The following is a 24,757-nucleotide window of genomic DNA, read 5'->3' as shown; positions in this document are numbered from 1 at the left end:
GGATCTGAAAATATGACAACGCAAAATAATATCGAAAACGGACATTTAGATTGGCTTGAGGCGGAGTCGATTTACATCATTCGTGAAGTGGTGGCGGAATGTAGCAATCCTGCATTACTGTTTTCCGGTGGTAAAGACTCGGTGGTATTACTTGCTTTAGCGCGTAAAGCCTTTCAACTTGAAGGACGTGATTTAGTGCTGCCGTTCCCATTAGTACATATCGACACGGGGCATAATTACCCTGAAGTGATTCAGTTCCGAGACGAACAAGTGAAAAAATTAAATGCAAAATTGGTAGTCGGCCACGTTGAAGATTCAATCGCTAAAGGTACGGTGGTATTACGCAAAGAAACAGATTCTCGCAATGCAGCACAAGCGGTCACTTTATTAGAAACGATTGAAGCCAACGGCTTTGATGCCTTAATGGGTGGCGCAAGACGAGATGAAGAAAAAGCCCGTGCTAAAGAGCGGATTTTCTCGTTCCGTGATGAGTTTGGTCAATGGGATCCAAAGGCACAACGTCCGGAATTATGGTCGCTCTATAACGCCAAATTACATAAAGGCGAAAATATGCGAGTGTTCCCGATTTCTAACTGGACGGAATTAGATATTTGGCAATATATCGAACGTGAAAAATTGGAATTACCACCGATTTATTATGCCCACCAACGTGAGGTGGTAGAACGCAATGGCTTACTCGTGCCGGTTACTCCACTAACGCCAAAACAAGCGAATGAAGAAAGTAAAATCGTATCTGTGCGTTTCCGTACTGTGGGTGATATTAGCTGTACTTGCCCAGTTGCCAGCACCGCTGCAACACCGGCAGATATTATTAAAGAAACCGCAGTGGCCGAAATTTCAGAACGATCCGCCACCCGAATGGATGACCGAGCCAGCGAAGCGGCAATGGAACAACGTAAAAAACAAGGTTACTTCTAAATACTCAATTTGCCCAGTAAGGCAACACTATGCGTAACCTAGTACGGCTTTGCTGTGCTAGGAATAAAAGGATAATAATATGAGCAATTTAAACCAATATGCACCACTTCGTTTCATCACCGCTGGTAGCGTAGATGACGGTAAAAGTACGTTAATCGGGCGTTTACTTTATGACAGCAAAGCGTTATTAAGCGACCAGTTATTAAGTTTGAATAAATCTAAAAATGCGGGCGAAGTCATTGATTTTTCGATTCTGACAGACGGCTTAGAAGCAGAACGTGAGCAAGGCATTACCATTGACGTGGCGTATCGTTATTTTTCTACCGCAAAACGCAAATTTATTATTGCCGACACACCGGGGCATGAACAATATACCCGTAATATGGTGACCGGTGCTTCAACTGCTAATGCTGCCGTAGTATTAATTGATGCTTCGCAATTGGATTTTAACCAAGCGGAACTGGAATTGTTACCGCAAACAAAACGCCATTCGGCAATCTTAAAACATTTAAATACGCCCTATATTTTAGTGGCGGTAAACAAAATGGATTTGTTGGATTTTGATGTTGCAAAATTTGAAGCAATTACCACTGCTTACCGCAAGTTAGCCGATCAGCTTGGTATTCAGCACATACAATTTGTGCCGGTTTCCGCTTTGCAAGGCGACAATATCGTGCATAAAAGCGAACGCACACCTTGGTATGCGGGAGAGCCGTTACTCACCATTTTAGAAAACTTACCGAGCAACGAGAATTTATCGGAACGAGTGGAAGATTTTCATTTTCCGGTGCAGTTAGTCAGTCGTTTAGATCAAGATAAAGCGGACGATTTTCGAGGCTATCAAGGCAGAATCGAAGCCGGTTCGGTTAGCGTAGGCGATACGATTCGAATTGAACCGAACGGCTACACCTCGACCGTATCGGAAATTATTAGCCCGAATGGTATCGTACAAAAAGCGGTTGCCGGTGAGCAGGTAACGATTCGTTTGGCAGATGATATTGATATTTCACGCGGCGATACTTTTGTTGCACAACATTCGCCGATTATCGCCACAAAACGCTTAACTGCTACGGTATGTTGGTTTGACCAACGAGCATTAAATCCGGCTCGTAAATATTTACTAAAACATACTACACAAACTGTGTTTGCTAAAGTTACTGAAGTTGATCACGTACTAGATGTAAAAACCTTGAGCAATTCAAGCGAAGCGGACAGTTTGAAATTAAATGATATCGGCGAGTTACAACTTAGCTTACAAAAGCCGATTACCGCCACCACTTATGCACAAAATGTTGCGACCGGGTCATTTATTTTAATTGACGAAGCGACCTATCACACGGTAGCGGCAGGGATGATTCTTGCCACCGAATAAGGTTCACCTTAAGAACAAGCGGTCAAAATTTGCTAAAAATTTGCAAATTTTGACCGCTTTTTTAATGAGGGGAGAATGACTTAGTTAACTTTGTTGCCAAAACGGTTGCCAATAAGGAAGGCAATTAAACCGATAACTAATGACGGCACAATCGCATGGAAGCTAAAAATGCTGATTTTAAATGTGGTGAAAATCACATAACTTGTTAAACCTGCCAACATTGAGCTAATTGCACCTGCTGCATTCGCATTTTTCCAATAAAGTCCCAACACAATCACCCACAAGAACGTTGCTTCTAAGCCACCGAGCGAAAGTAAGTTAAGCCAAATTAACATATCCGGCGGATTTAACGCCGCAAACACCAATAACACAGCAAAAGTGAGTGTGGTCATGGTTGAGAAGAGCTTTAACTTCGCTTCGTTATCGACTGCTTCCGGCTTCACCGCTAAATATAAATCTTTGATTAAGGTGGAAGACGATTGAATTAATAATGAGTCAATCGATGACATAATCGCAGCCATCGGGGCGGCTAAGAAAATACCGGCAACCAGTGGTGGTAGCACTTGAATCATTAGGGTTGGAATGACCTGATCTGGAATTTTTAAATCAGGAATGACCGCACGTCCAAGTACACCGGCAAGGTGCATACCGAACATCAGTAGCGATACCACTAAAGTACCGATGACGAGAGCTTTATGTAATGAAGCGCTGTCTTTATACGCCATACTGCGTACCGCCAACTGTGGTAAACCGATTAAACCGAAGCAGACCAATACCCAGAACGAAGTCATAAAGGTAAAATCTAGCGGACGTTCATCAATGCCGTACGGCTCAATTAATTGAGGATTGATATTTTGCAAAGTGTTCATCGCATTCTCAACACCGCCTGCAGCATAAATCACTCCTCCTAGCAATAATGAAGTACCGATTAACATTACTAAGCCTTGAATCGTATCAGTCAACACCACCGCACGGAAGCCGCCGATAAAGGTATAAACTCCAACGGTGACCGCAAAAATAATTACTGCTGTTTGATACGGCACGCCTAGCGTAGTTTCCAGTAAGCGCCCCGCACCGATAAACTGTACCGTCATCATCGCAAAGAACGAAAGCAACAGGGCAAAGCCTGAAATCCAAACTACAAGTTTATTTTGATAGCGAGCCAATAATAAATCATTGATGGTTACTGCGTTATATTTACGAGCAAGTAACGCAAATTTTTTGCCTAATGCCCCTAATGCCAGTAACACCGCCGGTACTTGGATCATCGCAAGCAATACCCAACCTAATCCGTACTTATAGGCAGCTCCTGGTCCCCCAATAAACGAACTTGCGCCGACATAAGTCGCAGCAGTGGTCATTGCCAATACAAAACCGGACATTGAGCGGCTGCCCACATAATATTCGGATAAAAAGCTGCCGCCTTGGCGTTTACGATAGGCATAAAACGCGACACCGAACACGAAGCATAAATAAGCGATTAGCGGTAATAACATCTCTTTATTCATCGCTTTGTTCCTTATTTAGATCAATATTTTGATAAACTTTTTTGACCACCCAATACACAATCACAGTAAAACCAAGTGGTAGTGCAATGCAAGCAAGTTCAAACCAAATTGGAAAACCGAAAATGCCGCGTCCTGCCGGTGAGAAGTAAGCGAAAGCTATCCAGCCGAATAAGTAAACTAAAGCAAGCCAAACTGCCCAGCGAGCCTCTCTTGCAAGTTGTTGATAATGCATAAGATACCTTTTTGTTGTTAGAAAAAAGCCTCAATAAAATGAGGCTTACTAAAAATTAATACTGCCAGTTATCAGGATCAATACCTAATTCTCGCATTTTAGCTTTGGCTTCTTCCGGAATTTCATCGCTACGCTCTTTCATCAGATCTTCATCCGTAGGTAACGGCTGTCCGGTAAATGCATGCAAAAATGCCTCGCACAATAATTCGCTATTCGTTGCGTGACGTAGGTTTTTGATTTGGCGACGAGTACGCTCGTTAGTTAAAATTTCTAATACTTTAATCGGGATCGAGACGGTGATCTTTTTGACCTGTTCGCTTTTTTTGCCGTGTTCGGCATACGGGCTAATATATTCGCCACTCCAATCTGCCATAGTTAAATTCCTAATCTTCGATAAAAATTGTCGGTATTGTAATCAAAACTATTTGATATCGCAATCTAGACGTCTAGATTTCTATTTTGAATTTTACGCTTGTTTACTTTGTGTTTTAGGAAGAGTTGGTTAAAATGCGCCAATGATTTCTTTGATAAGGTAAAGATAATGAAATTAAAACAATTAGGCTTAGTGGCGGGGATTGTGATGTTAACGGCATGTTCATCGGCGATTGATCCGGCAACCGGTGAGCGTAAAGATCCACTGCAAGGCTTTAATCGTGCGATGTGGAAAGTGAATTATGAATATATCGATCCTTATGTATTAAAACCGGTTGCGACAGGCTGGCGTGATTATGTGCCAAGCCCGATTAAAACCGGTTTAACCAATGTGGCGAATAACCTTGATGAACCGGCAAGTTTTGTTAACCGCTTGTTGGAAGGTGAAGGTAAAAAAGCGATGATCCACTTTAACCGTTTTTGGATTAACTCAATTTTCGGTTTAGGCGGTTTAATTGATTGGGCAAGCCAAACACCGGATCTCAAATTGGATAACGGTAATCGTGAGTTTGGTCATACACTTGGCACTTATCATGTACCGGCGGGGACTTATATTATGGTGCCCGGCTACGGCGCAACCACTCCTCGTCAGGCGGTTGGTAAAGCGGCGGATTCAGCTTATCCGGTATTATCTATGCTAACCATGCCTTGGACAGCGGCAAAATTTGCCGTACAAGGGGTGGATAGTCGCTCAAAATTATTAGATCAAGATGCATTATTACAGCAGTCTTCCGATCCATACATTACCTTCCGTGAAGCTTATTTCCAAAACCTCGAATTTAAAGTGAGTGACGGTAAAGTGGAAGATAGCGGTAAAGAGCAACTTTCTGAACAAGAATTACAAAATATCGATTAAGTTCAAGCGGTCAAATTTGCAAAAAAAGTTGTAAATTTGACCGCTTGCTTTTGGAAGTGTTAAAGGAGTAGAACATGAAAACCGAATTTATTCGTCAAATCAGCCAAGGTATTAGCCTCGAGAAATGTCATGAGTTATATGTGATTCGTGTTACACATAAGTTAGGAGCAGCAGTAGTGGCTTTACAAGGCGCACAATTATTAAGTTGGCAACCGGCTGCGGCGAAACAAGATGTGTTATGGCTTTCGGAGATTGAACCGTTCCAAAAAGGCAATGCGATTCGTGGCGGTGTGCCGATTTGTTATCCGTGGTTCGGTTCGGTAAAAAGTCCGTCACATGGCACGGCTCGCATTCGTGAGTGGTCACTCAGCCATTATGAAATGGATGAGGAATATGCCTATTTAGAATTTTCGCTCTATGACGAACAAAATATTATCGAAGCGAAAATTGAAATGGCGTTTAACCAAGAATGTCATTTGATTTTCACTCATTATGCAGAGCAAGAAGCACAGGCGGCATTGCATAGCTATTTCAATGTGGCGGATATTCAGCAAACCGAAGTGAAAGGTTTACCGCATGAATGTTTTGATTCGCTGACTAAACAATTTGTACAAGTGCCTTCACCACGTAAAATCCATGAAAATGTGGATTGCATTTATAGCGCGGAGCAGTCTATTAATCGTATTGAAGATGCGGCAAATCAACGCACGATTCAAATTGAGCATATTGATGCGAGCGATATTGTGTTGTGGAACCCGTGGCATAAAGCGACAAGTGCGATGAGCGAAACCGGTTATCAAACAATGTTATGTGTCGAAACAGCACGTATAAATCGCAAGTTGCAACAGGGCGAAAGCTTTGAAGTGATTTTTAAATTAGTTTAATGGTGAAGAGCGGTAGGGGTAAACTTACCGTTCTATTTTGAACTTTTTCTCGTAAAATAGGCTCAAAATTATTGAATTTACTGAAAGATAGGAACAAATATAATCAAATATGCCAAAAATAAAACTTAATGAAACGACACTTTTACCCTTTATTACCCAGCAAATCGAACAAAACGACGCTTTTACTTTACTGAACGGTTTATGTCAGTGGCTTAGAGCCGGCAAGCCGGAACAAGCGGTCGAAAAATTAGAATTTTTTACCAATTTACTTAAGCAACAGCCGGAACTAGCTCAAGCAGTTGCGACATTGATTTGCCGTTGGCTTTGCCAGTTACGTTTATATCCGATTTTAGTCAGTAGCGGCATTTTGGGGCGCCAAGGTTTCGGGCGTGAAATGCGTAATCGCTTATATGAGAAACTCAATCCGTCATTTAAAGACGTGAATGATTTACGTGATGTATTTATTCTGCTGTTTTGCGATCGCCATGATGAGGAATGGGTTAATGCCATTCCGACTAAAAGTTGGTTAAATTTCCTCAATACTTTAGATCGCAGCGTAAGCGAACAGGATAGAACTTGGCTGTATGAACATATTCGTCACGAAGGGTTATTTGCGATCAAAATGCTCTCGATTTGGATTGCGGCAGAGGATTTGGAACCGGAGTTAATTCGCTTAGATCCAACATTGCTGGATGCGGATTCGCCTTTTGTCGCATTGCAAAAAGAGGTCTTTCAATGGTTGGAGGCTCGTCGTCAAAATCAATACTATGACGATAGCCATTTACAGGTGATGTTTGGTCAATCGCGTGAATTGGTGGATCGCTTACAGAAAAAAGGATCAACAGCCGGCTCATCACTTGGCGTGGCGCATTTGCTTGAGCGTTTAAGCCAGACCTTAGACCGTTTATCCATGTTGATGGAATTATTTTCTACCAACCGTGTTGCTCGTTTGCGCGTGTTACAAATTACCAAAATGTTGGCGGAAGCTTCGGCAAAGCAACACAGTATTTCCGATTTATGGAAACAAAGCGTCAAAATGCTTTCTCGCAGTATTACCCAACATACCAGTGATCACGGCGAACACTATATTACCCGTGATAAAAAAGAATATTTCAGTATGTTTTATTCCGCTGCCGGTGGTGGTGTGCTGATTGCGCTGATGGCGCTATTTAAAGTGTATCTAGGCGGAATGATTGACGATAAAGTCTGGAAAGGTATTGCGGAAGGTTTGAACTACGGTATCGGTTTTACCGTTATCTTTATGTTGCATTTTACCGTAGCGACCAAGCAGCCGGCGATGACTGCCGCACGTTTTGCCGAGGCGGTCGAGCGCAACCCGCAGGGCAGAGCAGTGAATATGAAACTGGCGCAATTGCTGGTGGATGTACTGCGTTCACAAAGTATTGCGGTATTGGGGAATGTGATTGTATCGATGAGTGTGGCGGCATTGATTGCCTATGGCTATGCTAAACATACCGGCGAAGCGCTATTAGACAGTGAAATGGTGCAATATCAGCTAAATTCGATTGACCCGACTAAAGGAACGTTATGGTTTGCGGCAATTGCCGGTTTGTGGTTATTCTGCTCGGGGATTATTTCCGGTTACTTTGATAACCGCAGCAACTATTTAAATACCCGTATGCGTTTAAGACAGCACCCGTGGTTAAAAGCGATTTTGCCGTTATCCATCCGAGAGAAATTTGCTGACTATGTGCATGATAATGCAGGTTCGATTATCGGTAACTTAGGATTCGGTATGTTGCTTGGTATTACCGGTGTGATTGGTTATTGGTTAGGATTACCGCTTGATATTCGCCATGTTGCCTTTTCTTCGGCGAATGTCGGCTATGCGGTGGTGAGTGAATCATTAGGCTGGCAAGTGTTACTGCAAAGCATCTGCTTTGTGTTAATGATCGGTGCGGTTAACTTGATTGTCAGTTTCTCTCTAACGCTATGGATTGCGCTGCGTTCACGCAATACCGAAATTGATAGCTGGCGGGAAATTTTAAAATGCTTATGGGAAATTATCCGTAAGCGCCCGTTAAGTTTACTGTTACCGGTTCAGTTGAATAAGTAGTAAGACGATACAAGCGGTTGAATTTGCAAATTTTTTTACAAATTCAACCGCTTGTTTTTTAGCTAGTTATACATCGCTTCAATTTGTGGACGATAGCGTTCCAAAATGACCTTACGGCGTAATTTAAGCGTTGGGGTGAGTTCTTCCATATGGATACTAAAAGCTTGCGGCAGTAAGGTGAACTTTTTAATTTGTTCGAAATGGGCAAGCTCTTGTTGTAACTCTTCAATGCGTTTTTCAAATAATTGAATAACTGCCGAATGCTTGATTAATTCAAGGCGGTCATGATATCTGATATTCAATTGTTTAGCATATTCTTCCAAAGCCTCGAATGAAGGCACAATCAGTGCCGAGACGTATTTTTTGGTGTCTGCAATCACTGCAATTTGTTCAATAAATTTATCTTTAGCCAATTTACCTTCGATATATTGCGGAGCAATGTATTTGCCGTTTGAGGTCTTCATCAGCTCTTTAATACGATCAGTAATATACAGGTTACCATGTTCATCCAATGCGCCGGCATCTCCGGTACGCAAGAAGCCGTCTTCGGTGAAGGCTTTAGCAGTTTCTTCCGGGTTTTTATAATAGCCTTTCATCACCATTCCTCCACGCACCAGAATTTCATTATCTTCACCGATTTTTACCTCGGCATTCGGCATTAGCGTTCCAATGGAATTTAAAGCAAAGTTACGATCCGTCCAGCAAGAAACAGTAGCGGTTGTTTCCGTCATACCATAGCCTAGTTTCACATTAACACCGATGCTATGGAAGAATTCGCCGATAGCCGGTTCTAATTTTGCCCCACCGCAAGGCATCATTTTGATGTTTCCGCCTAATAGCGCTCTTAATTTTGTTAGAACTAATTTATTTGCTAGTTTGTAGGCTAATGTGGCTTTTTGTGTATGAACAAAAGTTTTTCCTTGTTTTAGCGCCCAGCGAAATAATGCTCGGCGATGAAAAGGCGCTTGTTTTACTTTATCAAAAATAGCGCTATACATTTTTTCGAATAAACGAGGAACGGCACACATTAACGTTGGTTTGACTTCGGCTAATGCTGTACGTACTTCGTTGGTGTCTTCCAAATAGCAGACGGTTGCGCCTTTATGTAATAAATAAGCGACCCAAGCCCGTTCGAAAATATGCGAAAAAGGTAAGAATGACAGTGATACATCATCAGGTCCTACCTCAGGTAAGGCTAAATCGTGTGCTTGTAGCTGGTGAGCAAGGTTTGAGAAGTCCAACATCACACCTTTAGGTGTACCAGTCGTTCCCGAAGTATAAATTATGGTAAATAAATCATCGAGCTGGATGCTGCTTAGACATCGGATGAGTTCAGAGCGGTATTTTTCGGAACTTTTTCCTAAGAAATCATTCCAACCACACGATGAAGAAGCATTGTCAAGCACTCCCTCAAGATGAGGTTTCATGACAATGATTTTCTCGAGCGAAGGACAGTTTTTAGCAATTTCTAATGCCACATCAAGCTGTTCTTGATCTCCTACGAACAAGAGTTTGATGTCCGCATTATTAATAATTAATTCAGCTTGTTTGGCGGTATTTGTCGCATAAATGGGTACGGTTACGGCACGAATCTGTAACGCACCTAGATCCGCTATAGTCCATTGCGGCATATTGTGAGCAAAGATGCCAATTTTATCTTGTATTCCAATACCATGAGCTAGTAATGCGAGAGAAACTTTATCAATCTGTGATTGAAAGTCTTGCCAAGAAATATCCACCCATGTGCCATTTTCCTTATGGCGTAAAGCGGTCGAGTTTTGTAGCTTTTTTGCTTGTTGTCGTACTCGATGAACGAAATGGAAGTCTGACAGCTGATTCATATAAATCCTTTATTTATTAGTTTAAGCTTACACATGTACGCTAATGTAATATTTAATAAAGATAAAAGCTAGATCCCAAGTAGAGAAAAAGCTCACAAATGTGAGCTGAATCTCTACATTATTATAAATTTTAAACACATTATGGATGTATCTTATGGGTATCAAATTTAATCACGTTGTGCTTGCCCTCCTCTCAACTACAGCAGCAAATACGGTTTTTGCAAATCAATCGCCGATTGATGTTAAACGTGAAGAAATCGTTATTTTTGCACGTCAAGGAGATAGCCAGCTTGAGCAAGCTATTACTCAAATGTCGGCTTTATATAAAAAGACACAAGATCAAAAAGTTCGCGACGATTTAATCGCGTTGATGGTTCGAAAAGGTCAATTTAAAGAGGCGACTCAGGTCTGTTCGAGATGTAATGTAAATAGTTTCTCGGAAAGTGAGCTAGAAAATTTGGCAAAGGCATACCGCACAAGCCAGAATCTTCCAAAATCCCTTCAGTTATATGCGAAGCTACGCAATTCTTATCCTCAAAATCCGAATGGTCTGTTAGGCAGTGCGCTTGTTGAAACGGAATTAGGCAAATATCAAGATGCTCAAACCCATCTTGCTCAATATAAGCAAAAGTTTGGTGCTGATGACGGCTACAAGGACGCATCAAGTTTTCTATTGGATCAGACGGAGCCTGAATTAGCTAAGTTAGGACGTTGGCAAGACCAAATTAAAGCCAATCCGTCAAATCATAAATTGGCAGTACAGCTTTATCGGTTAGCGGCAAAATTGAATGTTCATCCCGTTCAAGCACAACTTGTGCAAACTTACCCAGAATTGTTTACGGAAAAAGATAAAGCTTGGCTAGAACATAGTGAAGTGATTTCTACCGTAAAAGGGAATGGTAGTTTGAGAAAAGCCGAGCTGCAAACCGCATATAAGCGTTTAACGCAAGTCATTAATACGGCGGCTCAAGAGAATCCGTTATATCAACAAGCAATTCAAGACCGTTTAGCAATTGCTAATCGTTTGAATAGTAATGCGCTGGTTAGAGAAGATTACCAAAGATTAATAAAATTAGATAAAGGCATTCCGGATTATGTGAAAGAAGCTTATGCGGATACGTTATTAAGAGAAGGCTCAGCATTTAAAGCCTTAGATATTTATCAAGAGTTGGAAGCAAAAGAACGAGTGCAGCACAATGCAGTGAGTACCGCATTGTTGTTTAAATTGATTAGTGCTTCAAGCGATGCCGGTTATTTCCAACAAGCGCAAGATTATCAAGATCAAATTCGTGAGAGTGAGACCATTTGGGATTTCACACATACGACCCGTTTAAGTAATCCAAACTATGAGCGAGCTTATTACAATCAGGTCAATCTGCATAACTGGCGTGGAGATAAAACAACAGCGATTGAAAAGTTAGTCGATAGATTGATGCATCTCGTGCCGGGTGATCCTTGGACAATGTTGGCATTAAGTGATTTGGAAAGCTCTCGTAATAACCATGATCGAGCAAATTTTTTAGCTGATAAAGCAAGTCATTTTTTAGGTGAAAGTGATCAAGGCGCTTATAAAAATCAGCGTGCAAATATTGCACTCAGTCAGGGAAATTTACGTAAAGCTCGTCAGCTGATAGACAGCTATACTGCGGAAGAGCGTGAAGCTGCAGAGTCGGTTTTAAAAAATTATGAAGATGCTCGTCGAGGCAGTTTTAGTGCTTCATTCGGAGTATTGCATCAGACTGCACCAAAAAATAAATCAAGTAATGAAACTGTACAAGAATATTATCTGAATTCACCGAAAAGCGCGGATGGACATTATGCTTATGTGCACTACGCAGAAGACAAGGTGCCAACAGAAGATACGGTGTTGAAACAGCGTCGTATCGGTGTCGGTACGAATGTGAATTTATATCCTGTTAACGTGAATATTGAAGCCGGTAAGGGGATTAAATTACACGATAAAGGTTATCTCTCATTAGCTACTTCTTATCAGTTTAATCAACGTTGGCGTTTTGATTTATCCGGTAACCTGAATGGTAGTGGAACACCGATTAAAGCGATTAACCAAGGGGTTTATACGAAAGATATCGGTTTTGGGACGACTTATACTTACCGTGATTTATTCCGTATCGGGGCGGGTATAAATGCAATGAAATTTGATGACGGTAATCTGCGTAAATCATTTTATGCGTGGGCTTCGACAGAAACATTCAGGAAAGATCGTTGGGCTTTAACTAATAATTTGCGTTTTGATTATCAACGCAATAAAGAGACCGCCTCTGCGTGGTATTACAACCCATTAAAAAGTCGCAATATAGAATTCGGTGCGGATCTAAGTTATTGGCAGCCGATGAATTACGGTCTGGCTTTAACACATCATATCCGAGCGAATGCGGGTCAATATAAGCAGCAAGGACACAAGGCGGAACGCTCCTGGTCTTTAAGCTACGGACATGATTGGCGTATTACTAAGAAAGTGAGTTTATCTTATGAGATTGGTCGTAAGAAAAATATCTACGATGGTGATGCGGAATTTAATAATTACGGTAACGTAAATCTTTCATATTCTTTTTAGTGGGTAAAGCAAGATGATATTGAAAAAACTCGGTCAGACATTAGCGGTCTGTTTTTCGCTATTTTTTGCAAAGGCATTTGCTGCCGATACATATAGCGTTCTCGCTTATCACTCGGTTGTCGATGAAAGTGCGCCTAAGGATAAACGTCTTTATGTTTCACAAACTATTACCGCACAACAGCTGATTTCACATTTTAACTGGTTTAAAGCACAAGGTTACAATGTGGTGAGTTGGCAGCAAGTAATGGATGCGGAACAAGGAAAAACGACTTTACCGCCGAAAGCCGTCTTAATTTCTTTTGATGATGGTTATGAAACCATGTATAGCGTGATTTATCCATTGTTAAAAGCATATAACTATCCGGCTGTTTTTGCACCGGTGTCAAGTTGGATTGACACTCCGATGGGCGGAAAAATTCAATACGGTAATGAAAAATTGGATCGTGCTAAGTATTTCACGACTTGGCAGCAAATTGATGAGATGCAAAATAGTGGCTTAGTCGAAATCGCTTCACATACGCATGATTTACACCATGGCGTGAAAGCTAATCCTGGTGGTAGCCAACTTGCTGCGATGATTGCGCCGGAGTACAAAAACGGTAAATATGAGACGGAAGCTCAGTATAAGTCCCGTCTGTTAAACGATATGAAAATGTCGGTTAATCTTATTAAAAAGCATACAGGTAAAGCACCAAGAGTAATGGTGTGGCCATATGGTGCATTTAATGATGCAGCGATTGAATTAGCGAAGCAAGCGGGTATGTCTTATCACTTTACATTGAAAGAGAAAGTAAATCATGTTGGTGATACACATATTGGCCGCTTCTTAATTGATGCAGAGTCTAATTTTGCCGTGATTGCGGATTATCTAAATCGCACACAAGATACAGAGAACGAATCTACGGTTCAACGTGAGCTGCATATTAATTTAGACTATGTGTATAACTCAGATCCTGCGGTGTTTAAAGCAAATTATGATGCATTGATTAGCCGTGTAGCACAGTATGGTGTAACGGCGGTGTATCTGAAAGCATATTCGGATCCAGATAAAGACGGCATTATGGACGGGACGTATTTCCCTAATCCACATTTGCCGGTTAAAGCGGATATCTTCAGCCAAGTTGCTTGGCAATTACGTACACGAGCAGGCGTTAAAATTTACGCTTGGATGCCAGCTTCAATTGAGAGCTTGCCAATGCATATTCGTAATGAGGATGTGATGAAATCGTTATATAAACATCTTTCTCTTTACTCTAAAGGAGACGGTTTATTCTTTGACGGTAAAATTGGTAAAGATAAATGGAGTAGTAATGATGCAGCCTCTATTGCATTTACCAAAGAGCTTAAATCAGCAGCTGAGCCCTATCTATTTTTCGGTACACGTCATCAAAAGTTATCAAGAAATATTAATCCGAGCGAAAAGGATTTTATCCAAGATTTGGTGGTGTTCAGTAAAGAATATGATGGGGTATTAATTGATGCCAGACCATATTCTTTAGGTGGAGTAACAAATGCTGAAGAAGCAAAAAGCTGGCTAAAAGATATCGCTCATATCGTTAAAGATTCCGGTGTTTCAAGTAAGAAAGTATTATTTGATTTCTCTATTGTGAATCCAAAAACTTCTGAAAATACTTCAACAAAAGAATTAATCAGTTGGATTAAGGTATTAGAACATAATGGAATCATGAGTTTCGGCTATTATCCGAATCGCTATTTATTTGATGAAACCGTCTTAAAAGAAATGAAACCTTATGTTTCTGGTAATAGAGATATCACAAGGAAGTAGGTGATAATATGATTCTAGAAGTATTGAGTTTATTTGTATTTGCGTATCCTGCTGTAATGGCGTTTTATTGGGCTGTTGCAGGGGGAGCTTATTTCCTATTTAAGGAAAAATTAAAAGTTCCGCCTAAATTCAGTGAGATGAAAAAAGAAGATGTGCCTTTAGTCAGTTTGATGATTCCTTGCTATAACGAATCAGATAATTTAGACGAAGCCGTTCCACATTTATTGAATTTAAAATATCCAAATTATGAACTGATTTTTATCAATGACGGCAGTCGTGATAATACCGGTGAGTTAATTGATAAATGGGCGAAAACCGATAGCCGTATCGTTGCTTTACACCAGAAAAATTCCGGTAAAGCGAGTGCATTAAACAATGGTTTAAAAATTGCGAAAGGCAAATACGTAGGATGTATTGACGGTGATGCGGTATTGGATTACATGGCATTGGATTATATGGTACAGGCATTGGAATCTAATACTGAATACGGTGCGGTAACAGGTAACCCTCGTGTACGTAATCGCAGCACCATTTTAGGACGTTTACAAGTTTCTGAATTCAGTTCTATTATTGGGTTAATTAAACGTGCTCAATGTTTAATGGGGACAATTTTTACTGTATCCGGCGTATGCTGCTTATTCCGCAAAGACGTTATGCATGAAATTGGTGGTTGGAGTACCAATATGATCACCGAGGATATAGATGTAAGTTGGAAAATTCAGACCTCCGGCTACGATATTTTTTATGAGCCTCGAGCATTATGTTGGGTGTTAATGCCGGAAACGATTAAAGGATTATTTAATCAACGCCTCCGTTGGGCACAAGGTGGTGCAGAGACGATGATGAAATATTTTCCTAAAATTTGGCACCTGAAAAATCGCCGTTTATGGCCGATGTTTGCCGAATATATTATTACCGCAATTTGGGCAATCTCATTGGTTAGTGCAATGATTGCAAGCGTATATCAATTTGCTGCAGATGGTAATGTAAGTTTTATTAATTGGGGCTCGTTAAAGCCGAGTATGGCAATTTTATTTATTGCGTTTTTTGCTCAATTAAGTATCAGTCTCTATATTGATAACCGTTATGAACGAGGGGTAGTGAAGTACGCTTTCTCATGCATATGGTATCCATGGTGGTATTGGATGTTAAATACGGTCACATTGTTATGTGGCATTCCTAAAGCCATTTTCCGTAATAAATCGAGATTAGCAGTATGGACAAGCCCAGATAGAGGAGTATAAGGATATGCCAGCACAACAATTACAAAAGCTAATGATCATCAATAAAACAAAACAGCTCGGGTGGAAGATTCGCTTAAAAAGTATGTTTTTGACAGCTTTAACCTGGGCGGTTTGGTTATCTATGGCATTTATGGTTTATGAATACCGACAACATATTTTAGATAACCCGGTATTAGATGTTTACTATATCGGTGAAGTTATTCTAATTATGTTTGCAATCGTATTCGCTCTTATTTTTTGTACCATTTGTTGGTCATTCTTAGCGAAAAGCAGACGTAAGCGTCATTGATAATAACTTGATCATTCTTTGATGAAAAGCCTCTAGTTGTGATACTAGAGGCTTTTTTATTGTATCAATCAGGTGGTTTTATATAATTTTTTACTAGCTTATAGTAGTACTGTAACTGATACAATTGCATCTTTCCGAGTATTTTTTGCAACTAAATTACTTGATGTGTGTCGTAATACTGCAGCCTTTTTCTTGGCTATATCCTACCTTTTAGATCAGAAAATTTATTCTCGCCAAACACTAGTTCAAAGAAAAAATTAAATGAAATTATAGAAATAATGAAAATTTTTTTATTTTTATTGCTTGTTTTTAATGCTAAAAATATCTAATTAACATTAATTGGTAAAAAATAAATAAAAAAAGTGAACTATTTTTGCATATATATACTCTATTAAATGCCGTATTTATTAAAAATAAGAATGGATATAAAAATATTATTGAATTATTTGCTATATAAATAATTGTAAATAAATGGGTTTGTATCAAGCTGAATTTTTATTTAATTCATACGAATTTTTTTGATTTTTTGAACAGAATAAATTTTTGTTTTTTTTAACGACTGACATATCCCTAAACTCCTTTTTGCACATTATGCGAATTTTAATTATTATCGCTTCTTTTTATCGATAGTTTTGCATAATTTTTGTCTGATTTATTTGCGTTTCTATGCAAATATCTGGTTACATATTTTTAATTGTCAATCAAATGTAAATTTAAAACTTGTCGGTCATCTGACTTGATCTAAATTTGCGGATGAGTAAAATCTGCCACGCAAACGATTAATGAACGATCGTTTTGCAGTTCTTTCATATAATAAGAGGTGTAAATCTATGAAAACAAAATATTCTGCCTTAGCAATTGCCATTATATCGGCAACAGCAAGTTATGCTCAGGCTGATAATTTTTCTAGCAATATTAAAACTGATTTATATAACGTAAAATCAGATTTGGGTGTTTATTCTCGTTATCAACCAATCTCTTGGTTTAGACCGGTTAGCAATTCAGGTACTCGAATTACTGACCACACTAGAACAACGAATGAAGGTACTATTCGTACGGTGACTGAAACTCGTAATGGTGTTACGACTCAAACGATTTATAAAACGGTGAATGGTGTTACGACGATTACGAAGATTGTAGATGGTGTGGTGGTTTCTGGTCCAGATATGAATCCCCCTGCGACAGACCCCAAACCGGTAGCTGAACCACCAGCAACAGAAACGGAACCTGAACCAGTTACAGATGTAACAAACCCTGAAAATGGAAATGCTCCAGAAGTTGAACCACCAACAACTGAGCCAGTAACAGAACCAGTTACAGATGTAACAAACCCTGAAAATGGAAATGCTCCAGAAGTTGAACCACCAACAACTGAGCCAGTAACAGAGCCGGTTACAGACGTAACAAACCCAGGAAATGAAAATGGCCCAACCACCGAACCACCAGTAGTTGAGCCAGAGAAGCCAGTAGTAGAACCGATTGCAGACGATACTCCTATTAGCCCTTCGTATCCTATTGTAATCAAGCCAACGCAGCCGTCAAGTCCAACTTCTCCGATTGAAGCGAGAAATGTACCAAGAACGGGGGTTGTTTGGAATGATATTTCTAGAGGTTACGACCCAGAAGACCCAAATAATAAAGCAAATGTAGAGCTTAAAGGGGAAGGCGTAACGGTTGCTGTTGTAGACAGCGGCTTCAATAATCCTACTGTAGCGAGAGATATTCAAAATAAATTCGGTCGTCGCGGAACAATCTTGAATACTGGTAGATATGCGCCAGCGGATGCAACTCACGGTATTCAAGTTGCAGAGATGGTTGGCGGTAATACTGCAAATGGTGTGGCTCCTAGAGCTAATTTACTTTTAGCAGATATTACAAGAGTGAATTCGGACGGTTCTTCCGGTCTTTTAGCGACAGCAGATATTTATAACCAATTATGGAATCGTGGTGCACGTATTTTCAACCAATCGTACGGTATTCCTAAGCAGGTCACGTACTTTAATGATAATCCTCGTTCTGCTTATTACTATGGTCACCAATTTAATCAGGATCTTTTAGATTTCTATACGGATGCGGTTGATAAAGGCGGTTTATTTATATGGGCAGCAGGTAATAACCGTGGTGAACGTGAGTCTTCTCCACAAGCGGCACTTCCTTATTTTGAAACGCAATTAGAAAAAGGTTGGTTATCAGTTGTAGCTTTAGCGGCGCGTGATAACGGTCGTTTAGGCGATTTCTCATGGTCTAACTTATTACCATATTCACAAGCAGGTCTTGCGAAAAACTGGACAGTTTCTGCAATGGGTGACTATGTATTTAATGTGAAAGGCAGCAACTATATTGCAAGTGGCTCATCTTTCGCAGCACCGGCAGTAACAGGTACGGCTGCACTTGTTAAACAAAAATATCCGTGGATGGACGGTAACCTAATTAAACAATCAATTCTAACGACTGCAACCGATATCGGTGCTCGTGGCGTGGATGATGTGTACGGTTGGGGTTTACTTGACGTTGAAAAAGCAGTGAAAGGTCCGGCACGTTTTGATAGCCGTATCACACTTGGTGAAGATGTAAACGTCACTATTCCACAAGGTAGCTACGCATTTGAGAATGATATTTCAGGTGACGTAGGCTTAGTGAAAAACGGTCAAGGTGAATTAGTACTTACCGGCGCAAGTTCATTTACCGGTGACACAACCTTAAATGAAGGTGCGATTACGATTAACGGTAAGAGCTACGGTTCTGCGGTAAACGTAGGTAGAAACGGTACTTTAGTTGCAAATAGCACTGTATTATCAAATGGCGTAAGCAATGATGGTGTGGTGGTAAATAACGGTAATACCGTGATTGAAAACGGTTATGCAGCATCAGCAAACGGTACTTTAGTATCGAGCCTAGATTCGAAATTGTCGGTTAAAGGTGGTGTGGATTTAAATAACTCTACCCTTGTGTTAACGGCAGAAAAAGACGGTCAAGCGCAATATGTTACTGCAAAAGGTGTAACGACTGAGGCAATTACATCGGATAGCGAAATTAAAGGCGAATTCGGTGTGGTTGAAACTACAACCGGTCTATTAAATGCGACGGTAAACAAAACCGGTGAAAACACGGTTGCGGCAACATTAAGCCGTCAAAATGTAGAAACGTTTGTAGCTTCAACAGATGCTCGTGATGCAATGACTGAAAGTGTTGCAAGCAACTTAGAAAGCTCATTCTCAGCATTAGATCGTCAAATTGATGCAAATAATGCAGAAAATTCAACCACTTTCGCACAAGATGCTGCGTTATTACAAAATAGCCTTGCAGCGGTTTCTGCCGGTCAAACCGCGGTGTTAGACAGTCTTTCTGGTCAGATTTATGCATCAGCACAGGCGTTAACATTCCAAAACGCGGAAACGGTTAATAAAGATTTAACTAACCGTCTCACCATGTTAGGTACATTAAACAATGCAGATAATACTGCCGGTGTTTGGGTATCGGGTATCTATGGTAACGGTAAGTTAAAAGAAAACGGTTTTGGCGAAGGTAGAACGAAAACTTACGCAGGTCAAATCGGTTTCGATAAATTAGTAAGCGATAACTTTATTTTAGGTACCGCAGTAAATTACTCAACAGCAGACGTGAGCTTCAACCGTTACGGTGGTAAGTCGGATGCGAAAGGCGTAGGTGTATCATTATACGGTCGCTGGAGTGATAAAAATGCGCCTTGGTACTTACAAGGTCGTGTAGGTTACGGTTGGGTTGATTCGGATGTGGAGCGTGCCATTATCTTAGATTCAAATAACAGCAGTACTGCGAAAATTAACCATAAAGATAAAGTGATCTCAGGTTACTTAGAAACAGGTTACGATTTTAAACAAGGTAACTTCACCTTCACGCCATATATTGGTGTGAGCCATGATGTGGTAAAACGTGGCGCATTCAGTGAAACCAACAGCCAATTTGGTTTAACTGCAGACAAAGCGACTTACCAACAAACAAGCGGATTAGCGGGTGTACGTATGTCACAAGCAATCAACTTTGATAGTGGTGTGAAGACAACCTTACAGGGATATGTAAACCACCAAACTGCATTTAATAATGAAGATTTAAGCTTCGATGCAAGTTATACCGGTTTACAAAATGCAGACTTCCGTGTGAAAGGTATTGGTCTGGCGAAAAATAAAACGTGGGTAGGTGTCGGCGCGCTAACTGAATTCACACCTAATACTGCGTGGTATTTAAACTATGACTTAAAACTTGAGCATGGAAAAGGTAAAAACAATGTGTTATCAACGGGGGTGCGTATAAGTTTTTAATTAAATAATATACTCTAAATTTACATACATATTTCTTTCCATTAATAAAATAGGTACAGACAAGAGGTTTGTGCCTATTTTTTATTTACGGTATATCGTATGAATAGCGATAAAAAAAGCGGTCGGATTTGCAAAATTTTTTACAAATCCGACCGCTTGTTAAAGCATTAAATTAATTACGCTTTCGCTTTTTCCGCCGCTTTTACGATAACCGCAAATGCAGGTGCTTTTAATGACGCGCCGCCGACTAATGCACCGTCGATATCCGGCTGAGTGAATAATTCCGCAGCGTTTGCATCGTTCACAGAACCACCGTATTGGATGATAACTTGATCCGCAACCGCTTGTGATTTAGCTGCGATGTGACCACGGATGAATGCGTGAACCGCTTGTGCTTGAGCAGGAGTTGCAGATTTACCTGTACCGATTGCCCAGATTGGTTCGTATGCGATTACTGCACCGTTGAACGCTTCAACGCCTAACGCATCAATTACCGCATCAATTTGTTTTGCACATACCGCTTCAGTTTGACCCGCTTCGTTTTCCGCTTCGGTTTCACCGATACATAATACCGGTACTAAGCCTGCTGCTTTTAACGCACCGAATTTTTTCGCAATAAATTCATCGCTTTCTTTGTGGTAAGTACGGCGCTCAGAGTGACCGATAATGATATATTTTGCACCGAAGTCTTTTAACATTTCTGTTGAAATGTCACCTGTAAATGCACCTTGTACATTTACATCTACGTTTTGTGCGCCTAATGCAATCACTGATTGACCCGCTAACGCAGCTTCCGCTTCCGCTAAGTACATTACCGGTGGAGCGATTGCAACATCACAGCCTTTAACATCCGCTAATTCCGCTTTTAAGCCGGCAATTAACTCTTTCGTAAATGCTTTGCTACCGTTTAATTTCCAGTTACCCATTACAAGTGGACGACGTGCCATTTTATTTCTCCTATTGAGTTTGAATATAAAAAATATAAGCGGTGTGAACTATATCAAATTTTGCGAAAGAATTTGATTCTTTTCTGAAAGAATTACGATTTATATCAATAATCCTTAGTGCGGATTAAACATTTTCTCTTTTCTGTGAGAAAAGCAAAATATGCAGGTTTAAAAGTTAGCTATACCTGATAGAATAATGATATTTGAAAGAAACGGCTGAAAGGTATCTTCGGATACCTTTTTTATGCTTTATAAAAGGGCGTGTAATGCAATTAAATTATCTCTTAGGGCAGCCGCAGCAAGCGGGCAGATTAAAGGCGGAATTTGCAGATTTTATCGTGCGAGAAGAGCTTGGTTATCCGCTTAGCGGCGAAGGTGAATTTGTTGCGGTGAAAATCCGTAAAACCAATGCGAATACGTTATTTGTTGGAGAACAGCTAGCAAAATTTGTCGGTATCTCGGCAAAAAATATGAGTTATGCGGGGCTTAAAGATCGCCATGCGGTAACCGAACAGTGGTTTTGCTTACATTTAGCCGGTAAAGAAACGCCGGATTTTTCGCAATTTGAATGCGAAGGCGTAGAGATTTTAGAGGTTACTCGCCATAACCGTAAGATTCGTGTTGGGAGCTTAGACGGTAATCATTTTGAGGTGTTATTACGTGATGTAAACGAATCGGATGAACTTAAGCAACGTTTAAGTCAATTACAAGCGGTCGGATTTCCAAATTATTTTACAGAACAACGCTTTGGGCGTGACGGTCATAACTTAACCCAAGCACTGCGTTGGGCAAACGGCGAAATTAACGTTAAAGATCGCAAAAAGCGTAGCTTCTATCTATCGGCAGCTCGTAGCGAAGTGTTTAATTTGGTGGTTTCGCAACGTATTGCAGAGCGTTTAACCCAAACCGTTTTAGCCGGTGATTATGTGCAATTGGCTGGTTCGAACAGTTTCTTTATGGTCGAACAAAATGAAATAGCGGAAACTCAACAACGACTTGATTTGGCTGATGTGTTATTAACTGCGCCACTAATCGGTGAAAAATCCTTAGATTCGAATGCGAATGAAATGGAACAAGCGATGGTTGAACGTCATGCGGTATTAGTCGAATTAATGAAGAAAGAACGCATGTCAAATGCACGTCGCGCAATGTTCTGTAAACCGCAAAACTTTTCATGGGAATTTGAGTCTGAAGGTTTACGCCTTAAATTCTTTTTAGATTCAGGTAGTTATGCAACGGCATTAGTACGTGAATTAATTCAATTAACGGAACAAGAATAATGAATATTTTAATCAGCAATGACGATGGTTATCACGCGCAAGGGATTCAAACACTCGCAAAAACATTGCGTGATGCGGGACATTCTGTGACGGTCATTGCGCCGGATCGCAATCGCAGTGCGGCATCAAGTTGCCTTACGTTGATGGAGCCTATTCGTGTACATCAAATTGATGAATTTAACTATTCAGTGATTGCGGGTACACCGGCAGATTGTGTACACTTAGCGCTCAACGGTTTTTTACCGACGGCGTTTGATTTAGTGATTTCAGGCATTAATCACGGTGCGAATCTAGGCGATGATGTGGTTTATTCCGGCACGGTTGCCGCTGCTTTGGAAGGGCGACATTTACCGCTACCGAGTTTAGCGATTTCGCTTGTCGGTAAAAAGTCACAGGGACATCTATTCGGTAATAATCATTTTGAAACGGCAGCGCAAGTCGTATTGGATTTATTACCGAAAGTACAAAAAGGTATTTTACCAGCACGTCAGATTTTAAATATCAATGTGCCGGATGTGCCTTACGAACAAGTAAAAGGCGTGATGGTGACTCGTTTAGGGCATCGTTCGCCGGCTGCGGAAATTGTAAAACGAGAAGATCCTCGAGGTTCAACAATTTATTGGCTAGGTGCAAATGGTGTACCAGTGGATGCCAGCGAAGGGACGGATTTCTACGCATTAGAACACGACTATGTGTCAATTACGCCAATTCAGGCGGATATGACAGCCCATTATTCAATCCAAGCGCTAGAGGATGTTTTCTAAATGAAACTATTCGGTACAATTTATGATAAAACGATGGAATGGTCGAAACACCGTTTCGCAGCTTTTTGGTTAAGCTTTGTGAGTTTTATTGAGGCTATTTTCTTCCCGATTCCACCGGATGTGATGTTGATTCCGATGTCGATGAGCAAACCGCAAAATGCAACTAAATATGCGATTTATACGACAATTGCTTCGGTTTTAGGTGGTATAATCGGTTACTTTATCGGTTTATATGCATTTGATTGGGTGCAGGGCATTATTGCTGATTGGGGAATGCAGGCAAACTTCAACAAAGCGAAATTTTGGTTTGAAACTTGGGGCGTAGCGGTTGTTTTTTTAGCCGGTTTCTCGCCAATTCCGTATAAAGTATTTACAATTTGTGCAGGTGTAATGCAAATGGCATTTTTCCCGTTTGTGGTTACTGCAGCCATTTCTCGCTTTGCTCGTTTTATTTTAGTTGCCAAACTTTCGGCATGGGGTGGCGAGAAATATGCTGAAAAAATCCGCCGTTCTATCGAATTAATTGGCTGGGGGACGATTGCATTGGCAGCCGTCGCTTATCTGGCTTATGAGTTATTTAAGTAAGGATATTATATGAAAAAGTCACTTTTACTTTTGCCATTAATGGTATCGTTAGGATTAACCGCTTGTAATTCTTCATCTGAATCGGAAGCAAGTGTAGCTGAAGCAGGTTCATCAACCACTTCTGCGATTCCAACTTGGCAATCATCCGAAACTATTCAGGCAACGGATATGCCTGCGTCAATGAGTTCAGCGCCTACTCATACGATCGGGCAAGCTCCAATGACTCAAAATACTCCGCAAGCGACTTATGGTTCTGTTTCCCAGCCAGTTCAACAACCACAACCGGTAGCAGTTCAGCCCCAAGCCGCATCTGTTGCACAATCTGAAACGGTTGGTAATTGCCAAGTAGTACGTGATAGCATGGGCACACCGGTATATGCGCAAATGGTTAAAGGTTGTTATACTGACAGCAGTTATACAGTAGGTAAAAGTGATACGATGTATCTTATTTCCTACTTAACTGGTCAAACACCGGCACAAATTGCAGCATTAAATAACATCAGTACCACAACGAAGTTACAAGTCGGCCAAGTACTGCGTGTAAGATAATATGCCAAAGTTATGATTTATTTAACGGCAGTCGTGTTGACGACTGTCGTTTTATTCGTTTATAGATTTAGGAAAGCGAAATGAAAAAAGTATTGTTTTTAATCCCATTCGTGCTTGGTTTGGCTGCTTGTAGTGCAAATCAATCTGTTTCAAAGGATGAGTCGGAATTAGCACCGGGTGTTATGCAACCTGTTTCAGGTTCTGGTGCAGAGGAAGGCAGTTATAGCTGGACTTCAGAAGTAGAATCAGCGCCAATGCCGGCGTCGATGACTAAGTAACCCTATTTATAAAAAAGGACA

The 24,757-nt window shown here is 40.6% G+C and carries 20 protein-coding genes; 15 read left to right on the top strand and 5 right to left on the bottom strand.

Going from position 1 to position 24,757, the window contains the following annotated elements; all coding sequences use genetic code 11:
- Positions 1 to 12: 12 nt before the first annotated feature.
- Positions 13 to 939, top strand: a complete 927-nt coding sequence (cysD, locus tag ASU1_RS07810) for a sulfate adenylyltransferase subunit CysD (protein WP_014992213.1) — start codon at positions 13 to 15, stop codon at positions 937 to 939.
- A 79-nt stretch (positions 940 to 1,018) separates the two neighbouring features.
- The gene (locus ASU1_RS07805; protein ID WP_014992212.1) at positions 1,019 to 2,311 is read left to right on the top strand and encodes a sulfate adenylyltransferase subunit 1; all 1,293 of its coding nucleotides are present in this window, start codon (positions 1,019 to 1,021) and stop codon (positions 2,309 to 2,311) included.
- 80 nt (positions 2,312 to 2,391) lie between these two features.
- Here ASU1_RS07805 and panF read toward each other — a convergent pair whose 3' ends face one another.
- The 3 genes from panF to metJ are packed head-to-tail and all read right to left on the bottom strand — an operon-like array spanning position 2,392 to position 4,424.
- On the bottom strand, positions 2,392 to 3,819 hold the full coding sequence (gene panF, locus ASU1_RS07800) for a sodium/pantothenate symporter (RefSeq protein ID WP_014992211.1): 1,428 nt from the start codon (positions 3,817 to 3,819) through the stop codon (positions 2,392 to 2,394).
- Entirely contained in the window at positions 3,812 to 4,051 is a 240-nt protein-coding gene (locus ASU1_RS07795) for a YhdT family protein (RefSeq protein ID WP_014992210.1), read from the bottom strand. Before ASU1_RS07795 ends, panF begins: the two co-directional genes overlap by 8 nt.
- 55 nt (positions 4,052 to 4,106) lie before the next feature.
- On the bottom strand, positions 4,107 to 4,424 hold the full coding sequence (gene metJ, locus ASU1_RS07790; protein ID WP_014992209.1) for a met regulon transcriptional regulator MetJ: 318 nt from the start codon (positions 4,422 to 4,424) through the stop codon (positions 4,107 to 4,109).
- A 168-nt stretch (positions 4,425 to 4,592) separates the two neighbouring features.
- Here metJ and ASU1_RS07785 point away from each other — a divergent pair, with 168 nt between their 5' ends.
- From ASU1_RS07785 to ASU1_RS07775, 3 genes are all read left to right on the top strand, one after another.
- Positions 4,593 to 5,339 (top strand): phospholipid-binding lipoprotein MlaA, encoded by a 747-nt coding sequence (locus ASU1_RS07785; protein WP_014992208.1) that lies wholly within the window; start codon positions 4,593 to 4,595, stop codon positions 5,337 to 5,339.
- A gap of 74 nt (positions 5,340 to 5,413) precedes the next feature.
- Entirely contained in the window at positions 5,414 to 6,223 is an 810-nt protein-coding gene (locus tag ASU1_RS07780; protein WP_014992207.1) for a D-hexose-6-phosphate mutarotase, read from the top strand.
- 109 nt (positions 6,224 to 6,332) lie between these two features.
- Positions 6,333 to 8,300, top strand: a complete 1,968-nt coding sequence (locus ASU1_RS07775) for a site-specific recombinase (protein ID WP_014992206.1) — start codon at positions 6,333 to 6,335, stop codon at positions 8,298 to 8,300.
- Positions 8,301 to 8,362: 62 nt separating this feature from the next.
- Here ASU1_RS07775 and ASU1_RS07770 read toward each other — a convergent pair whose 3' ends face one another.
- Positions 8,363 to 10,141, bottom strand: a complete 1,779-nt coding sequence (locus ASU1_RS07770; RefSeq protein ID WP_014992205.1) for an AMP-dependent synthetase/ligase — start codon at positions 10,139 to 10,141, stop codon at positions 8,363 to 8,365.
- Between the two features lie 154 nt (positions 10,142 to 10,295).
- Here ASU1_RS07770 and pgaA point away from each other — a divergent pair, with 154 nt between their 5' ends.
- The 5 genes from pgaA (at position 10,296) to ASU1_RS07745 (ending at position 20,333) form a co-directional block, all read left to right on the top strand.
- Entirely contained in the window at positions 10,296 to 12,716 is a 2,421-nt protein-coding gene (pgaA, locus tag ASU1_RS07765) for a poly-beta-1,6 N-acetyl-D-glucosamine export porin PgaA (protein WP_014992204.1), read from the top strand.
- 13 nt (positions 12,717 to 12,729) lie between these two features.
- Positions 12,730 to 14,502, top strand: a complete 1,773-nt coding sequence (pgaB, locus tag ASU1_RS07760) for a poly-beta-1,6-N-acetyl-D-glucosamine N-deacetylase PgaB (RefSeq protein ID WP_014992203.1) — start codon at positions 12,730 to 12,732, stop codon at positions 14,500 to 14,502.
- 8 nt (positions 14,503 to 14,510) lie between these two features.
- On the top strand, positions 14,511 to 15,746 hold the full coding sequence (pgaC, locus tag ASU1_RS07755) for a poly-beta-1,6-N-acetyl-D-glucosamine synthase (protein ID WP_014992202.1): 1,236 nt from the start codon (positions 14,511 to 14,513) through the stop codon (positions 15,744 to 15,746).
- 4 nt (positions 15,747 to 15,750) lie between these two features.
- Entirely contained in the window at positions 15,751 to 16,035 is a 285-nt protein-coding gene (locus ASU1_RS07750) for a peptidyl-prolyl cis-trans isomerase (protein ID WP_014992201.1), read from the top strand.
- Between the two features lie 830 nt (positions 16,036 to 16,865).
- Positions 16,866 to 20,333, top strand: a complete 3,468-nt coding sequence (locus ASU1_RS07745) for an autotransporter domain-containing protein (protein WP_039195361.1) — start codon at positions 16,866 to 16,868, stop codon at positions 20,331 to 20,333.
- Positions 20,334 to 20,509: 176 nt separating this feature from the next.
- Here ASU1_RS07745 and tpiA read toward each other — a convergent pair whose 3' ends face one another.
- On the bottom strand, positions 20,510 to 21,280 hold the full coding sequence (tpiA, locus tag ASU1_RS07740) for a triose-phosphate isomerase (protein WP_014992199.1): 771 nt from the start codon (positions 21,278 to 21,280) through the stop codon (positions 20,510 to 20,512).
- Positions 21,281 to 21,546: 266 nt separating this feature from the next.
- Between tpiA and truD the strand changes: the two genes are divergently transcribed.
- From truD to ASU1_RS07715, 5 genes are all read left to right on the top strand, one after another.
- Positions 21,547 to 22,560: a tRNA pseudouridine(13) synthase TruD gene (truD, locus tag ASU1_RS07735; RefSeq protein ID WP_014992198.1), complete on the top strand. Its 1,014-nt coding sequence runs from the start codon at positions 21,547 to 21,549 to the stop codon at positions 22,558 to 22,560.
- On the top strand, positions 22,560 to 23,324 hold the full coding sequence (gene surE / locus ASU1_RS07730) for a 5'/3'-nucleotidase SurE (protein WP_014992197.1): 765 nt from the start codon (positions 22,560 to 22,562) through the stop codon (positions 23,322 to 23,324). Before truD ends, surE begins: the two co-directional genes overlap by 1 nt.
- Positions 23,325 to 23,909 (top strand): YqaA family protein, encoded by a 585-nt coding sequence (locus tag ASU1_RS07725; RefSeq protein ID WP_014992196.1) that lies wholly within the window; start codon positions 23,325 to 23,327, stop codon positions 23,907 to 23,909.
- A gap of 9 nt (positions 23,910 to 23,918) precedes the next feature.
- Positions 23,919 to 24,458 carry a LysM peptidoglycan-binding domain-containing protein gene (locus tag ASU1_RS07720; RefSeq protein WP_014992195.1) on the top strand — a complete coding sequence of 180 codons (540 nt, stop codon included), beginning with the start codon at positions 23,919 to 23,921 and terminating at the stop codon, positions 24,456 to 24,458.
- A gap of 80 nt (positions 24,459 to 24,538) precedes the next feature.
- Positions 24,539 to 24,736: a putative periplasmic lipoprotein gene (locus ASU1_RS07715; RefSeq protein ID WP_014992194.1), complete on the top strand. Its 198-nt coding sequence runs from the start codon at positions 24,539 to 24,541 to the stop codon at positions 24,734 to 24,736.
- Positions 24,737 to 24,757: the final 21 nt, after the last annotated feature.

This window comes from Actinobacillus suis ATCC 33415, assembly GCF_000739435.1.
Classification (GTDB): domain Bacteria; phylum Pseudomonadota; class Gammaproteobacteria; order Enterobacterales; family Pasteurellaceae; genus Actinobacillus; species Actinobacillus suis.
The sequence above is the reverse complement of the archived record's forward strand: the minus strand, read 5'-3'. Positions and strand labels throughout refer to the sequence as shown.

What these genes read in the sequence shown, in the direction of transcription:
- tpiA (WP_014992199.1), bottom strand. Translation starts at nt 21,280, where the DNA reads ATGGCACGTCGTCCACTTGTAATGGGTAACTGGAAATTAAACGGTAGC.
- ASU1_RS07795 (WP_014992210.1), bottom strand. Translation starts at nt 4,051, where the DNA reads ATGCATTATCAACAACTTGCAAGAGAGGCTCGCTGGGCAGTTTGGCTT.
- ASU1_RS07725 (WP_014992196.1), top strand. Translation starts at nt 23,325, where the DNA reads ATGAAACTATTCGGTACAATTTATGATAAAACGATGGAATGGTCGAAA.
- ASU1_RS07775 (WP_014992206.1), top strand. Translation starts at nt 6,333, where the DNA reads ATGCCAAAAATAAAACTTAATGAAACGACACTTTTACCCTTTATTACC.
- ASU1_RS07745 (WP_039195361.1), top strand. Translation starts at nt 16,866, where the DNA reads ATGAAAACAAAATATTCTGCCTTAGCAATTGCCATTATATCGGCAACA.
- cysD (WP_014992213.1), top strand. Translation starts at nt 13, where the DNA reads ATGACAACGCAAAATAATATCGAAAACGGACATTTAGATTGGCTTGAG.
- pgaC (WP_014992202.1), top strand. Translation starts at nt 14,511, where the DNA reads ATGATTCTAGAAGTATTGAGTTTATTTGTATTTGCGTATCCTGCTGTA.
- ASU1_RS07720 (WP_014992195.1), top strand. Translation starts at nt 23,919, where the DNA reads ATGAAAAAGTCACTTTTACTTTTGCCATTAATGGTATCGTTAGGATTA.
- ASU1_RS07715 (WP_014992194.1), top strand. Translation starts at nt 24,539, where the DNA reads ATGAAAAAAGTATTGTTTTTAATCCCATTCGTGCTTGGTTTGGCTGCT.
- truD (WP_014992198.1), top strand. Translation starts at nt 21,547, where the DNA reads ATGCAATTAAATTATCTCTTAGGGCAGCCGCAGCAAGCGGGCAGATTA.
- ASU1_RS07770 (WP_014992205.1), bottom strand. Translation starts at nt 10,141, where the DNA reads ATGAATCAGCTGTCAGACTTCCATTTCGTTCATCGAGTACGACAACAA.
- ASU1_RS07750 (WP_014992201.1), top strand. Translation starts at nt 15,751, where the DNA reads ATGCCAGCACAACAATTACAAAAGCTAATGATCATCAATAAAACAAAA.
- ASU1_RS07805 (WP_014992212.1), top strand. Translation starts at nt 1,019, where the DNA reads ATGAGCAATTTAAACCAATATGCACCACTTCGTTTCATCACCGCTGGT.
- surE (WP_014992197.1), top strand. Translation starts at nt 22,560, where the DNA reads ATGAATATTTTAATCAGCAATGACGATGGTTATCACGCGCAAGGGATT.
- ASU1_RS07780 (WP_014992207.1), top strand. Translation starts at nt 5,414, where the DNA reads ATGAAAACCGAATTTATTCGTCAAATCAGCCAAGGTATTAGCCTCGAG.
- pgaA (WP_014992204.1), top strand. Translation starts at nt 10,296, where the DNA reads ATGGGTATCAAATTTAATCACGTTGTGCTTGCCCTCCTCTCAACTACA.
- panF (WP_014992211.1), bottom strand. Translation starts at nt 3,819, where the DNA reads ATGAATAAAGAGATGTTATTACCGCTAATCGCTTATTTATGCTTCGTG.
- pgaB (WP_014992203.1), top strand. Translation starts at nt 12,730, where the DNA reads ATGATATTGAAAAAACTCGGTCAGACATTAGCGGTCTGTTTTTCGCTA.
- metJ (WP_014992209.1), bottom strand. Translation starts at nt 4,424, where the DNA reads ATGGCAGATTGGAGTGGCGAATATATTAGCCCGTATGCCGAACACGGC.
- ASU1_RS07785 (WP_014992208.1), top strand. Translation starts at nt 4,593, where the DNA reads ATGAAATTAAAACAATTAGGCTTAGTGGCGGGGATTGTGATGTTAACG.